At 74.0% G+C, this 13,602-nt stretch carries 13 protein-coding genes and 1 pseudogene; 4 read left to right on the top strand and 10 right to left on the bottom strand.

Annotated features, from left to right (window positions below; translation table 11 throughout):
* Positions 1-94, top strand: a pseudogene (locus ABZW03_RS25665) (thioesterase); the annotation flags it as partial.
* Between the two features lie 379 nt (positions 95-473).
* Here ABZW03_RS25665 and ABZW03_RS25660 read toward each other — a convergent pair.
* The gene (locus tag ABZW03_RS25660; protein WP_355262718.1) at positions 474-1,490 is read right to left on the bottom strand and encodes an NADP-dependent oxidoreductase; all 1,017 of its coding nucleotides are present in this window, start codon (positions 1,488-1,490) and stop codon (positions 474-476) included.
* 200 nt (positions 1,491-1,690) lie between these two features.
* Here ABZW03_RS25660 and ABZW03_RS25655 point away from each other — a divergent pair, with 200 nt between their 5' ends.
* A complete protein-coding gene (locus tag ABZW03_RS25655; RefSeq protein ID WP_355262716.1) occupies positions 1,691-2,260 on the top strand; it encodes a Uma2 family endonuclease in 570 nt (189 codons plus the stop codon).
* Position 2,261: 1 nt separating this feature from the next.
* Here ABZW03_RS25655 and ABZW03_RS25650 read toward each other — a convergent pair whose 3' ends face one another.
* The 5 genes from ABZW03_RS25650 to ABZW03_RS25630 form a co-directional block, all read right to left on the bottom strand.
* On the bottom strand, positions 2,262-2,771 hold the full coding sequence (locus tag ABZW03_RS25650; RefSeq protein ID WP_355262714.1) for a hypothetical protein: 510 nt from the start codon (positions 2,769-2,771) through the stop codon (positions 2,262-2,264).
* A gap of 252 nt (positions 2,772-3,023) precedes the next feature.
* Positions 3,024-4,070, bottom strand: coding sequence for an LLM class flavin-dependent oxidoreductase (locus ABZW03_RS25645; RefSeq protein WP_355262711.1), 1,047 nt, complete (start codon positions 4,068-4,070; stop codon positions 3,024-3,026).
* Between the two features lie 240 nt (positions 4,071-4,310).
* Entirely contained in the window at positions 4,311-4,700 is a 390-nt protein-coding gene (locus ABZW03_RS25640; RefSeq protein ID WP_355262708.1) for an SCO5389 family protein, read from the bottom strand.
* Between the two features lie 113 nt (positions 4,701-4,813).
* Positions 4,814-6,358 carry an MFS transporter gene (locus tag ABZW03_RS25635; protein ID WP_355262705.1) on the bottom strand — a complete coding sequence of 515 codons (1,545 nt, stop codon included), beginning with the start codon at positions 6,356-6,358 and terminating at the stop codon, positions 4,814-4,816.
* 236 nt (positions 6,359-6,594) lie between these two features.
* The gene (locus ABZW03_RS25630) at positions 6,595-7,227 is read right to left on the bottom strand and encodes an HD domain-containing protein (RefSeq protein WP_355262703.1); all 633 of its coding nucleotides are present in this window, start codon (positions 7,225-7,227) and stop codon (positions 6,595-6,597) included.
* Positions 7,228-7,298: 71 nt separating this feature from the next.
* Here ABZW03_RS25630 and ABZW03_RS25625 point away from each other — a divergent pair, with 71 nt between their 5' ends.
* Positions 7,299-8,270, top strand: coding sequence for a helix-turn-helix domain-containing protein (locus ABZW03_RS25625; RefSeq protein WP_355262700.1), 972 nt, complete (start codon positions 7,299-7,301; stop codon positions 8,268-8,270).
* A 57-nt stretch (positions 8,271-8,327) separates the two neighbouring features.
* On the opposite strand, the gene ABZW03_RS25620 is transcribed toward ABZW03_RS25625, so the two are convergent.
* The 4 genes from ABZW03_RS25620 to ABZW03_RS25605 form a co-directional block, all read right to left on the bottom strand.
* Positions 8,328-8,528, bottom strand: coding sequence for a ferredoxin (locus ABZW03_RS25620; protein WP_355262697.1), 201 nt, complete (start codon positions 8,526-8,528; stop codon positions 8,328-8,330).
* Positions 8,529-8,531: 3 nt separating this feature from the next.
* A complete protein-coding gene (locus ABZW03_RS25615) occupies positions 8,532-9,737 on the bottom strand; it encodes a cytochrome P450 (protein ID WP_355262695.1) in 1,206 nt (401 codons plus the stop codon).
* 235 nt (positions 9,738-9,972) lie between these two features.
* On the bottom strand, positions 9,973-11,370 hold the full coding sequence (locus ABZW03_RS25610; RefSeq protein ID WP_355262693.1) for an FAD-dependent oxidoreductase: 1,398 nt from the start codon (positions 11,368-11,370) through the stop codon (positions 9,973-9,975).
* 108 nt (positions 11,371-11,478) lie between these two features.
* Positions 11,479-12,396, bottom strand: a complete 918-nt coding sequence (locus ABZW03_RS25605) for a PaaX family transcriptional regulator C-terminal domain-containing protein (RefSeq protein ID WP_355262690.1) — start codon at positions 12,394-12,396, stop codon at positions 11,479-11,481.
* Between the two features lie 198 nt (positions 12,397-12,594).
* On the opposite strand from ABZW03_RS25605, the gene ABZW03_RS25600 reads away from it, so the two are divergent.
* Positions 12,595-13,506 carry an SDR family NAD(P)-dependent oxidoreductase gene (locus tag ABZW03_RS25600; protein ID WP_355262687.1) on the top strand — a complete coding sequence of 304 codons (912 nt, stop codon included), beginning with the start codon at positions 12,595-12,597 and terminating at the stop codon, positions 13,504-13,506.
* Positions 13,507-13,602: the final 96 nt, after the last annotated feature.

The following is a 13,602-nucleotide window of genomic DNA, read 5'->3' as shown; positions in this document are numbered from 1 at the left end:
CGCCGACACGGCCTGCGTGATCGCCGTCTCCTCGGCCCGCGGCGGCTTCGGCCCGATGACCACCGTCCAGCAGTCCACCAGCTTCCAGCGCGCCGCCCTCGCGCTGCTCGAGGTCGCCGACCCGGACACCGTCGACCTCGGCCGCCTCGCCCGGGCCGCGCTCCACGCGGTCGAGACGGGCGCCGAGGCCACGGGCGGCTGCGAGGCCCTGCACGCGCTGGCCGCCGCGGCCCGGGGCAGCTCGCCGCTCCCGTACGTCGGCGACCTGGTCGAGCGCGACCGCCGGATCGTCGGCTCCGGCTTCGCGTACGAGATCATCCGCGAGGACGAGCGGCTGCGCGCCCTGCTGGCCGAGCTGCGCTGACCTCCACGGGCGCCGGCTCCGACCGGGGCCGGGGCCCGGCCCCGGTGATCGGGCCTGGTGGCCGGGCCCCGGGGCGGCCGTACGGAGGTGGCGGCCGCCCCGGGCGGTCTCAGGCCAGCCGCAGCACCAGCTTGCCGGTGTTCTCGCCCCGGAACAGCATCCCGAAGGTCGCCGGGAAGTCGTCCACGGTGCCCTCCACCACCTGCTCCTTGACCTTGATCCGGCCCTCCGCGATCCAGCCGGCCAGCGCGGCGGCCGCCTCCGGGTAGCGGCGGGCGTAGTCGAACACCACGAAGCCCTCCATCCGGGCCCGCCGCACCAGCAGGGACAGGTAGTTGGACGGTCCCTGCACCGCGCCCTCGTTGTTGTACTGGCTGATCGCGCCGCAGACCACCACCCGGGCGTGCAGGGCCAGGCGGGTCAGCGCGGCGTCCAGGACCGGGCCGCCGACGTTGTCGAAGTAGACGTCGATGCCGTCCGGCGCGTGGGTGCGCAGGGCCTTGCGGACGTCCTCCGCCCGGTAGTCGATCGCCGCGTCGAAGCCCAGCTCCCCGGTGAGCAGCGCGCACTTCTCCGGGCCGCCCGCGATCCCGACCACCCGGCAGCCCTTCACCTTGGCCAGCTGCCCCACCAGGCTGCCGACGGCCCCGGCGGCGCCGGAGACGACGACCGTCTCGCCCTCCTTGAGCGCCCCGACCTCCAGCAGCCCGAAGTACGCCGTCATCCCGGGCATCCCGAGGGCGCCCAGGTACGTCGACAGCGGTGCGAGCGCGGGATCGACGGTGAGCGCGCCCTTTCCGTCCGACACCGCGTACTCCTGCACCCCGAAGGAGCCGACCACGTGGTCCCCGACCCGGAACCGCGGGTGGTTCGACGCGACGACCTCCACCACCGAGCCCGCCCGCATCACCTCGCCCAGCCCGACCGGCGGCAGGTACGACGGCCGGTCGTCCAGCCACCCCCGCATCGCCGGATCCAGCGACACGTACCGCGTCCGCCCGAGGAACTCCCCGTCCCCCGGCACCGGCACCGCGTCCTCCACGTGCGCCCAGTCCTCCGGGCGCACCTCCCCGACCGGCCGACTGGCAAGGCGGATCTGACGGTTGACTCCGGTGGCTCCGGCCATGACGTCTCCTGGGGGCGCTCGGGCTCGACGACTGAACGCGCCCGATTCTAAGCAAGCGCTTAGTCAATTGACCAGAGCCGGATGCACCGGAGACGGGAGCAGGCTTCGCCCGTGGCTGCACATGCGGGGGCGATCCGCCGGTAGTCTTTCCGCCGGGCAGCCCCTGAGCGCGGAGACCGCGCCGGACAGGAGAGCACGACGTGAGCACGGCGCACATCGGTCCGGGCGACTACAGCCACGTGCCGAACCCGGAGCAAGCCCTCAAGTACGCGATTCAGCACATCGCGGGCGACCGCGTCGAGATCGTCGAGGGAGTCATCACTCCTGTGTCGTCGTCCTGGGAGCACGAGAACACCGTCGATCTGATCCGCTCGCAGATCGGCCCCCGCCGGCGCGAACTCGGCCTGCGTTCGGGCTCGGGCAACCTCGACCTGCCGGGCACCGAGAACTACTACATCCCCGACCTGGCCCTTGTGCCGGTGAAGTTGGCCGTGAACAATCCCGGCGCACTGCTTCCGGATCAGACCGTCCTGATCGTTGAGGTCGCGTCCCCCTCGAACGCCGACACCGACCGCACCGTGAAGCGCCGCCGCTACGCGCAGTTCGGCGCGCCGCTCTACCTGCTGGTGGACCGGCAGGAGCGGGCGTGCACGCTGTTCTCCCGGCCGGGTGCGCTCGGGTACACCCGGGTCGAGGGGTCGCATCCGTTCGGGGTGCCGGTGCGGTTGCCGGAGCCGTTCGAACTCGCCATCGACACCGGCGAGTTCTGAGTCAGAAGCGGTCCGCGAGGTGGCCGTAGCCGCCGGCCGTCCAGACGATCCGGCGGAACTCGGGGAGGCCGAGGGCGGTGGTGGGGACACCGGCGGCGGGCGGGAAGTGGGCGCTGCCGCAGCGGGCGCAGTACCAGGCCTGGGCCCAGAGGTGTTCGGCCCGGGCGCGGTCGGCGAGTTCGCGTTCGGCGGCGGCGCGGAGCGCGGCCGCGGTGACGAGGAGGGCGGCCGCGACGAGGACGGCGGTGACCGGGACCACCACGGGGATGTCGAAGCCGCCGTGGTCCCGGATCGGTGCGGCGAAGGCGGGCGCTTCGTCGTCGAACCGCCGCGCGAAGTCCCCGGCGAAGAAGGTGAAGAAGGTGATCGCGAGGGCGGCGGCGCCCAGCGCCCCGGCCGTGCGGCCGGGCGGCCGGTCGCGGACCGGGACGGGAGCGAGGGCCCGGGCGAGGTCGGAGACGACCTCGCGGGTCCGGTAGCCGCCGTTCTTCTGCGGGGACCGGGTGGTCACCCTCGTCCTCCCCGCGCGGTACACGGCGGGGACGCCGCGGACCTGGTCGGTGAGCCCACAGCGCGGACAGGGCCGCACGGCGGGCGGTGGCGGTACGGGCGTGGCCTGGTAGGGCCCCATCGCGGTCTCCCCCCCCGGGGTCGGCGTCCGGCCGGAGCGGCCGTCCGTCCGTACCGGCTTGGGACGCCGCGCCGGACGCCGTGGTTGCGGCCGACTCCCTTAGCCTGCCCGCCCGTTGGGGAAGCCGACCGGTCAGGCCTCGACGGCGCCGGCGGCGGGCGCCCAGCCGAGGGCGGGGCCGAGCCGGGTGGCCAGGTCGGTGAGGATCTGCACGTAGTCCTCGTACCCGAAGGTGAACGGCAGGGCGAAGGCGACCTCGTCCACCTCCCGGTAGCCGGCGTGGGCGTGCAGCCGCTCGACGAGCTCCTCCGTGGTGCCGACCAGGTCGGGGGCGAACAGCAGCCGGGCCGGGCCCTGCGGGGCGAGGGTGCGCGGGGTGCGGGCGAGGGCGTAGGCCTGGTACCTGGCGCGCTGCTCGGGGGTGGCGCTGTCGGTGGGGATGACCACCAGGCCCTGGGAGACCCGGGCGCGTTCGCCGTCCGGGTGGCGCTCGCGGAAGGCGCGGATCCGGGCCGCCTGGAGGGCGGCGAAGTCGAACGGGCCGTGGTCGTCGTCCTCCGGCTTGACCACGCTGCTGGTGAGCAGGTTGAGCCCCTGCTCGCCGGCCCAGCGGGCCGAGCGCAGGCTGCCGGCGCCGTACCAGAGCCGCGCGGCCAGGCCGGGGGAGTGCGGCTGGACCCGGTGGGAGTACTCCTCGATGCCCTCGGTGCCGGCGAAGGAGGAGGCCCCCTCACCCCGGACCAGGGCGAGCAGCCGTTCGGCGCGCCGGGGGCTGAAGTCCTCCAGCTCGCCCGTGTCGGGGTAGAGCGCGCCGCGCACGTGCTCGTAGTGGGTGGGCGGGCCGACGCTGAAACCGGGGTTGAGCCGGCCGCCGGAGAGCACGTCCACGGTGGCCAGGTCCTCGGCGAGGCGCAGCGGGTTCTCCCAGCCGAGCGGGGTGACGGCGGTGCCGAGCTGGATCCGGCTGGTGCGCTGGGTGGCGGCGGCGAGCACGGTGAGCGGGGAGGAGATGCCGAACTGGAGGTGGCGGTGGCGCAGCCAGGCGCTGTCGAAGCCGAGCCGCTCGCCGAGGGTGATCAGGCCGAGGGTGGACTCGTGGCCCCGGCGGGGGTCCGCCTCGTCGAAGAGCCCGATGGTCAGGAAGCCGAGTTTCCGCAGCGGACGAGGGGTCGGCGACATGGTGGGCTCCGCGTGGTGAGGGCGGCCCGGGGCGGGGCCGGTCGGGTGGTGCGCTCCGAACGTACGCAGCCGCCGGGCCGCCCGACAAGATCGACGGGTGATCCGGACACCGGGCCGCAACCGCCCGCAACCGCCCGCAACGACGGGCAACCGCCCGCAACGCCGCGCAACACGGCGACACGTACGGCGGCGGTTCCCACCCGGCCGCCCGGGTGGGAACCGCCGCCGTACGCACGGCCGTCAGCAGCTGCGCAGCTCCGGGCTCTGGTTGCGGATCTGGTTGTGCAGCGAGGTGAACTCGCGGTACGCCGCGCTCTCCTCGGCGCCGGGGCGGAAGACGCCGACCCGGTGGCAGTTGACGAAGGCGAGCTTCACCCCGAAGTGGCTCTCCAGGCTGCCCCGGATCGCGTTGCTGGCCAGCGCGCGCAGCAGCTGGGCGCGCTGCTCGTCGCTGGGCGTGGTGTTGTCGGTGGTGAACTCCTGCTCGCCGGCCTTGAGTTCGGTGCTGAGCCCGGCGACGACCTGGTAGGCGTACGGGAGCGAGGCGCGGACGGTGTCCAGGAACTCGGCCTCGTCGACGTGGCCCTGCTGGGCCTGGGCGAGGAGGGCGGGGGAGACGTCGAGCGACATGGGTGTCCTCTTTCGGGGCGCGTTGGGGGTTCGACGGGCAGCGTTCACCCGCAACGGTTATCGAAGATGAAAACCATTGCAGAAAAGACTCTCCCGGTCGCCCTGACGCCCTGTCAAGCGCCGCCCCCCGAAGGGCTGACGGCGGGCGGCACCGGCACCCGCCCGACCTTGATGACGAACACCGCGATCGCCACCGCGAGCGCCGCGAACACCAGGCCCAGCTGGAACGCGCTCGCGATGCCGTGCACCAGCACCTGCGAGGAGTACGGCGCCGGGAGCCGGCCGGTGGCCCGGAACTGCGCGGCCTGCTGCGGGGTGGCCTGCCGGAGGAACGCCCCGACCTGCTGCCGGGCCTCGGTGCGGCTGGCCGTGCCGTACACCGTGACGAGGATCGACAGGCCGAGCGAGCCGCCCACCTGCTGGGTGGTGTTGAGCATGCCGGTGGCCGCGCCGGTCTCGTGCGGGGCGACCCGGGAGACGGCGGTCAGCATCACCGGGACGAAGATCGAGCCCATGCCGAAGCCGAACATCAGGGTCGGCCCGAGGACGCCGCCGACGTAGCTGCTGCCGATGTCGATCCGGGTCGCCCAGATCACCCCGCCCAGCACCAGCAGCGAGCCGGCCACCAGGAAGGGCTTGGCGCCGAACCGCACCTGGGTGCGGGCGGCGAACTGGGCGGCGCCGATGATGGCGACGCTGATCGGCAGGAACGCGATGCCGGCCCGCAGCGGGCTGAAGCCGAGGACCTCCTGCACGAACAGGGTGATGAAGAAGAAGATGCTGAACATCGTCGCGGCGACGCAGAGCATCAGCCCGTACGCGCCCGAGCGGTTGCGGTCGCGGAACAGGTGCAGCGGGGTGATCGGCTGGGGCGCCCGCCGCTCGTGGAGCAGGAAGGCGGTCAGCAGCACGGCGGCGAGGCTGAACGCGGTCAGCGTCACCCCGTCCGTCCAGCCGTGGTCGGAGGCGCGGATGAAGCCGTACACCAGCGAGACCATGCCCGCCGTCGCGGAGAACGCGCCGGTCAGGTCGAAGCGCCCGGGGTGCCGCTCGGACTCGTTGATGTAGAGCGGCGCCAGCAGCGCGATCGCGATGCCGATCGGCACATTGACGAAGAACACCCAGCGCCAGGACAGCCAGGAGGTCAGCATGCCGCCGAGCAGCAGCCCGATCGCGCCGCCGGCCCCGGCGACCGCGGAGAACACCCCGAAGGCCCGGTTGCGCTCCGGACCCTCCTTGAAGTTGGTGGCGATCAGCGCCAGCGCGGTCGGCGAGGCGATCGCGCCGCCCAGGCCCTGGAGGGCCCGGGCGGCCAGCAGCCAGCCGGAGGACTGCGCGACCCCGCCGAGCAGCGAGGCCAGGCTGAACACCAGCACGCCGACGACGAACACCCGCCGCCGGCCGAGGATGTCGCCCGCGCGGCCGCCGAGCAGCAGCAGCCCGCCGAAGGTGAGGGTGTAGGCGTTGATGACCCAGGACAGTTCGGTGGTGTTGAACCTCAGCGCCTGCTGGATGTGCGGCAGCGCGATGTTCACGATCGTGATGTCGAGGACGACCATCAGCTGTGTCGCCGCGATGACGGTGAGTGCTGTCCCCGGGTGCTGGCCCCGACGTGCGGTCGCGGGCGAAGCCTCGGCCAGGGCGCGCGAGGTGGCCATGGCAGGTCCCCCAATGGGTTCGGGGGTGAACTGGGTTCGGCGGTGAACGACGGGCAGGCGACGGGCAGGGGACGGATTCGTTCACCACTACCGACGGTATCCCCGGGAGATAGGGAACACAATCGTTCATTACGGACATCCGATCGGCTGCCCGTCGCAGGCCGCCGGTCGCCAGCCGCCAGCCGCCGGTCGCCGGCCGCCAGCCGCCTGCCCGTCGCGGACGGCCGGTCGGGCGGCTACTCGCCCCAGGGGCAGGAGGCGGCCGAGCGCTCCAGCCCGGTCAGGCCGCCGGCCCGGCGCTCGCGGAGCAGGTCGCCGGGGAGCGAGTGGAGGGGAGCCGCGGCGTCCGAGCGGGCGGCCCGCTCGACGATCGCGTCGACGAGCGAGCGGACCATGGCGAGCCGGGGGTAGGCGGCGTGGATCCGGTCCGCCTGGTGGGCGACGACGTCCGCGTTGAGCCCGAAGTCGGTGCCCACGCCCGCCCGGGTGAGGTGGCTCAGCAGTCCGCGGCGCTCGGCGATGCCGGGCGAGGTGTGCAGGGCGATCGCCTCCCACACCCGGTCGACGTCCGCCTCGGGAACGGCGTGTCGGCGCAGCAGGTCCGCGGCCAGGTCGGCGCCCTCGACCTCGAAGCGGGCCTCGCCCTTCGCCAGGGAGCCCGTGCCCAGGTCGTGCAGGACGGTCGCGGCGAACAGCAGGTCGCGGTCGTAGGCGGCGTCGTCCAGGCAGCCTTCGTGGGCGGCGAGGAGCTCGGCGAAGAGGAAGCTGCGCACGCTGTGGTTGGCCACCGCCGGGGTCTCGGTGGTCCGGACGGTGGCGAGGACGGCCTCGGCGAGCGGGCCGGTCGGCAGATCGAGTGAGAAGTCCATGGCCGAAGGCTAGGAACCGGCGCCCGGCCCTCGACAGTGGCACGCGGGCCATGGGTCGCTAGGATCGTGCCATGTCGGTCATCGAGGGGCACCGGGTCGCGGTGCTGGCGCTTCCCGGGGTCCTGCCGATCGACCTCGGCATCCCGGTGCAGACCTTCGGGTCGGGCCCGCAGTACCGGGTCGCCGTCTGCGCCGATCCGGCGGCCGGGCCGGTGCACAGCGGCGGGTTCACCGTCGCCGCGCCCGCCGGGCTGGAGGCGCTGGAGGAGGCCGGCACCGTCGTCGTCCCCGGCTACCTGGACCCGGAGCAGCCGCCGCCCGCCGCCGCGCTGGCGGGAATCCGCGCGGCGCACGAGCGCGGGGCGCGGCTGGTGTCGATCTGCACGGGGGCGTTCGCGCTGGCGGCCGCCGGGCTGCTGGACGGGCGCCCCGCCACGACCCACTGGCAGAACGCCGCCGACCTGCAGCGCCGGTACCCCCGGATCGACGTCCGGCCGAACCTGCTCTACGTCGACGACGGCGACGTCCTCACCTCGGCGGGGGTGACCGCGGGCGTCGACCTGTGCCTGCACGTCGTCCGCCGGGACTTCGGTGCCGCGGCCGCCAACGCCCGCGCCCGGCTGCTCGTCGCCCCGCCCCAACGCCCGGGCGGCCAGGCGCAGTTCATCGAGCGCTTCCGGCCGCCCGCGCGCGGCGAGGGCCTCGCGGCGGTCCGCGCCTGGATGCTCGAGCACCTCGCCCGCCGCCAGAGCGTCGACGAGCTGGCCCGGCGCGCGCACATGTCCCGGCGGACGTTCATCCGCCGCTTCCAGCAGGAGACGGACACCTCGCCGATGGCCTGGCTGACTGCCGCCCGCATCGACTGGGCCCGCGAACTCCTGGAGACGACCGCGACCCCGGTCGAACAGGTCGCCCGCCTCAGCGGCCTGGGCAGCCCCGCCGCCTTCCGGGCGGCCTTCCACCGCCACGTCGGCACCGCCCCGGCGGACTACCGGGCCACCTTCCGGGCGTCGCCCGCGGCGGGGCCGCAGGCCCAGGGGTGACGGGGGCACTGAGCCGGGCGGCGGGCCCGGCGGTGCGACGCCGACCGGGGGCAGCGGTCAGCGGTCGGCCGACAGGCTGATCGCCGCGCCGGGGCACAGCTGGACGGCCGCCCGGACCGCGTCCAGCGCCTCCTCGGGGGGCTCGGGCCGCAGCACGACGGAGGTGCCGTCCTCCGGGTCCTGGTCGAACACCTCGCCGGCCGTCAGTGCGCACATGCCCGAGCCGATGCAGCGCTCGGCGTCCACGGTGACCCTCATCGGTCACGCGTCCCAGGTGACGGGGAGGCTCTTCACCCCGTGGATGTCCGCGAGCTCCGGGCGCAGCGGGACCTCCTCCGGCGGCACGGCCAGCCGCAGCGTGGGGAAGCGGTTCAGCAGCGCGGGGAAGGCGACCCGCATCTCGATCCGGGCCAGCTGCTGGCCCAGGCACTGGTGGATGCCGTGGCCGAAGGCCAGGTGCCCGCCGTCCTGCCGGCGGAGGTCGAGCACGTGGGGGTCGGCGAAGCGCTCGGGGTCGCGGTTGGCGGTGTTGTACGAGAGGATCAGCCGCTCGCCGGCCCGGACGGTCCGGCCGCCGAGTTCGACGTCCTCCAGTGCCGTCCGCATGAACGTCTTGGCGACGCTCAGGTACCGGAGCAACTCCTCCACGGCCCGGTCGGCGAGCTCGGGTTCGGCCCGCAGCGCGGCCAGCTGCTCCGGGTTGCGCAGCAGCGCGAAGGTCCCCAGCGCCAGCATGTTCGCGGTGGTGTCGAGCCCGGCCGCGAGCAGGATCAGGCTGATCCCCCGCAGCTCCTCGTCGGTGAGGTCGCTGTCGGTGAGGTCGCTGAGCACGTCGTCGGTCGGGTTCGCGCGCTTGGCGGCCACCAGCTGCGCGAGGTACTCCTGCGTCCCGGTGTAGGCCGCGATCAGTTCCTCGTCGCCGGTCTCCCCGTCCATGAACGAGTAGACCTGCTCCTGGAAGGAGCCCCGGTCCTGGTACGGCACCCCCAGCAGCTCGCAGATCACGATGGCGGGGATGGGCTTGGCGAAGGCGGTCACCAGGTCCGCCCCGGGCCCGGCCTGCTCCATGGCGTCCAGGCTCTCGGCGGTGACCTGCTCGATCCGCTCGGTGAGCAGCCGCATCCGCCGGACGGTGAACTTGCCGGTCAGCGGCTTGCGGTAGCGGCTGTGCCGGGGCTCGTCCATGAGGAGGAACTCCCCGGGCGGGGCCGGCGGGACCTCGATGTCGCCGTAGTCGAGGGTCGGGTGCAGCATCAGCTCCTTGCGGGAGCTGAACCGCTGGTCGGCCAGGACCGACCTGACCAGGTCGTACCCGGTGACGAGCCAGCCCGGCTTTCCGCCGGGGAAGGTGTAGCGGCTCATCGGACCGTGCCCGCGGGCCTCGGTCAGCTCGGCCGGCGGGTCGAAGGGGCAGCCGGGGCGGCGTGCCGCCGGCATGGTCGTGACGGTGTGCGGGGAGTCCCCCATGGCTGTTCCTCGCTTCGCGTTTCCGCACGTTCGGGATTGCTTGAACGCTACGCCGGTTTCTGATGGCCGGTCAATCGCGAGGAACACATTCTGCCTGGTCATAGGCGGTAAATTGATGCAATGACGCTGACCTCGAATGCAATGGAGCGTTGCAATGGGCGGCGGATAACGCAATGCGGGCGGCAGGCCGGGACGGGCGGCGCGGAGTCGTCCGCGCCGCCGGGGCGACCGGGTGTCAGCTGTCGAAGCCGAGGCCGAAGCGGTCCAGGGTGCGCAGCCAGAGGTTGCGGCGCCCGGCGTCGGCGTCGGCGCGGTGCAGGGCCCACTGGGTGATGCCGATGCCGATCGAGCGGGCCGGCTCGGGCGGGAAGGGCAGCGGCTTGCGGCGCACCATCTCCAGCTCGGTGCGCTCGGTGCGCTCGCCGGCCAGCAGGTCGAGCATCACCTCGGCGCCGAAGCGGGTGGCGCCGACGCCCAGGCCCGTGAAGCCCGCCGCGTAGGCGACCCGGCCGTCGTGGGAGAGGTCGAAGAAGGCGCTGAACCGGGTGCAGGTGTCGATGGCGCCGCCCCAGGCGTGGCTGAACCGGACGCCCTCCAGCTGGGGGAAGGTCCGGAAGAAGTGCCGGGCGAGCGTGGCGAAGGTCTCCGGCCGCTGGTCGCGCTCGGCCCGGACCCGGCTGCGGAACTGGTGGACCACGTCGTAGCCGCCGAACAGGACGCGGTTGTCGGCGGAGAGCCGGACGTAGTGGAAGTGGTTGGCGCTGTCGGCGAAGCCCTGGCGGTTCCGCCAGCCCACCGCGGCGAGCTGGGCCTCGCTCAGCGGCTCGGTCATCAGCGCGTAGTCGTAGACCGGCACGGTGTACGGGCGGTGGCGGCGCAGCAGCGAGGGGAAGGCGTTGGTGGCGAGCACGACGCGGCGGGCGCCGACCCGGCCGTACGGGGTGCGGACGGTGATCCCGCGCGGGGCGTCGCCCAGGCCGGTCGCGCGGGTGTGCTCGAAGATCCGCACGCCCTGGTCGAGGCAGGCCCGCTTGAGGCCCCAGGCGAGCTTGGCGGGGTTGAGCATGGCGACGCCCTCGCGGTCCCAGAGGGCGGCGAGGAAGGTGGGGGAGTCGATCTCGGCGCGGACGGCCCCGATGTCCAGGAAGTCGAGCCGGCTGCCGTGTTGGGCGGCGAGTTCGGCGAACTCGTGCAGGCCGTCGACCTGGTAGGGCTCGGTGGCGACGACCAGGGAGCCGGTGCGCTCCCAGTCGCAGTCGATGCCGTACCGCTCGACGGTGTCCGCCATGGCCCGGAGGTTGGCGGCGCCGAGCTGCTCCAGGGCGTGGAGCTCCTCGGGCCAACGCTGGTACCCGTTGGCGAGGCCGTGGGTGAGGCTGGCCTCGCAGAAGCCGCCGTTGCGGCCGGAGGCGGCCCAGCCGACCTCCTGCGCCTCGATCAGGACGACGTCGAGCGAGGGGTCGCGCTCCTTGGCGATGAGCGCCGTCCACAGTCCGCTGTAGCCGCCGCCGACCACGAGCAGGTCGCAGCGCACGTCGCCGACCAGGGCGGAGGCGGCCGCGGGCCGGGCCGGGTCGTCGAGCCAGAACGGTACGGGCTGGGCGTCCCGGAGGGCGAGGACGGGGTCGGCCATGGCGGTGGCTCCTTCGGTGCATGGCGGCGGTGCGCGGAGGGCCGGGCCTCCGTGTGCCGCCATCAGACCGTCCCGGCGGGATTAACGTCAATGGTGTTGACATAAGGGTTAGCCGAGGGGCGCGGTCCCCTCCGGGGCCAGCTCGATCCGGTCCAGGATCCCGGCCGCGATGGCCTCGGCGCCCGGCCGGTAGCGGTGGGCCAGGGACCGGAACAGCTGCTCGGCGGCCTCGGCGGGCCAGTCGGCGGGCAGGTGCTCGGCCGGCAGGTGCGGATCGCCGCGGACCAGCTCCAGCCAGTCGGTGTGCAGCAGCAGCTGGCGGGCCAGGTCGTCCTCGGCGGGTACGGTGGCGGTGGTGCCGGGCGCTGCGGTGTCGGGTGCGGTGGCGTCGGGCGCGGCGTCGGGCGCGGTGGCGTCCTGCGCGGTGCCGGTGCTCCAGCGGTCGAGGAACCCCCGGTACCGGTCGGCGATCGCCGGGACGTCGAAGGCGGCGAGCAGGTCGCCGGCCTCGGTGGGGGCGGCGGCCCGGCCGTGGAAGACCCGCAGGTGGCCCTCCAGCCCGAGCCCGTCCACCAGCGCGGCCACGTCCACCCGGCCCGGGGCCGTCCACAGCCCGCTCTGCAGCGGGGCGAACCCGCCCCAGACCAGCCGGGAGCGCAGGTCGTGGCGCTCCCGGCGCCAGGCGTCGGGCAGCGAGAAGCCGACGACCGTCCAGCTGCCGTCCCACTCCCGGTTGACGGCGCCGGTGCGCCAGATCCGGTCCTGGCCGTCGGTGAGCACGGTCTTGGCGCGGTCGGTCAGTCCGAAGTACGTTTTCCGCCCCCGGCGGTGACGTTCCAGCAGGCCCCGGCCCACCATGCGGGTGAGGGTCGAGCGGACGGCCTCCTCGCTGACCCGGACCCGGGCGAAGGCGTCGATCACGCCCCCGGAGGACAGCGCGACGTCCCGGCCGAGCACGTGGATGCCGAAGAAGCTCAGCATCAGGGACTGCGGTCGCGGTGTGGCGGTGTCCTGGTCGGCGGGCACGGTCGTCCTCCTGGCGTTCGGGGCGGGTCGGGGTGGATCGGGGTGGGTCGGTCGGGTCGGGCAACAGCGTAGTCAGCAGCAATGTTCGGCACTCTGTTGACCGTCGACAGAATTCTGCCTAGTTTCTTCAGCACCCGCCGGTGGCGATGACTGGTCGCGAACACGCGCCTCCGTCCCGGCCGGGCGAAAGGACTCCCCATGGATCGCATCGACCTCTCCGGCAAGGTGGCCGTGGTCACCGGCAGCGGGCGGGGCCTCGGCCTCGCCTACGCCAGGACGCTGGCCGCCGCCGGCGCCTCGGTGGTCGTCAACGACATCGACCCGCAGGCCGCCGCCGACGCCGTCAAGCTGATCACCGACGCCGGCGGCCGGGCCGCCTCGCTGGCCGTCCCGGTCGGCACCGCCGAGGCCGCCGAGGCGCTGGTCGCGTGCGCGGTGGAGCACTTCGGGCGGCTGGACGTGATGGTCACCAACGCCGGTGTGCTGCGCGACAAGGTGCTCTGGAAGATGACCGACGAGGACTTCGACACCGTCGTCCGGGTGCACCTGCGCGGCACCTTCACCTGTGTGCGGGCCGCCGTCGAGCGGATGCGCGAACAGGGCGAGGGCGGCCGGATCGTCGTGGCCGGCTCCCCGGCCGGCCAGCGCGGCAACTTCGGCCAGACCAACTACGCCGCCGCCAAGGCCGGGATCGCCGCCATGGTGCGCACCTGGGCGATGGAGCTGGCCCGGGCCGGCATCACCGCCAACGCCGTCATCCCGGTCGCCGCGACCGCCATGACCAAGACCATCCCCGTCTTCGCCCCGCACATCGAGGCGCTGGAGCGGCACGGCACCCCGTTCCCGGACGCGCTGCGCAAGGGCGAGGGCTTCGGCACCGCCGAGGACGTGGCCGGGCTGGTCGCCTTCCTCGCCTCCGGGGCCTCCGCCGGGATCACCGGCCAGTGCATCGGCGTCGGCGGCGACAAGCTCGCCCTGTGGTCGCACCCGGAGGAGGTCGCGGTCGCCTACGCCGACGGCGGCTGGAGCGCGGAGGCGATCGCCGCCGCCTGGCCGGTCTCGGTCGGCCGCGTGCCGCAGACCTACGGCATCCCGGCGCCGCAGCTGTGAGCGCCCCGACCGCGAGCGGCCCGGCGGCGAACGCCCCGGCCGCGAACGCCGCGGCCGCGAACGCCGCGGCCGCGAACGCCGCGGCCGCGAACGCCC

It is taken from the genome of Kitasatospora sp. NPDC004799, from assembly GCF_040609095.1.
Lineage (GTDB): Bacteria > Actinomycetota > Actinomycetes > Streptomycetales > Streptomycetaceae > Kitasatospora.
This window is presented reverse-complemented; position numbering and strand designations above follow the sequence as displayed.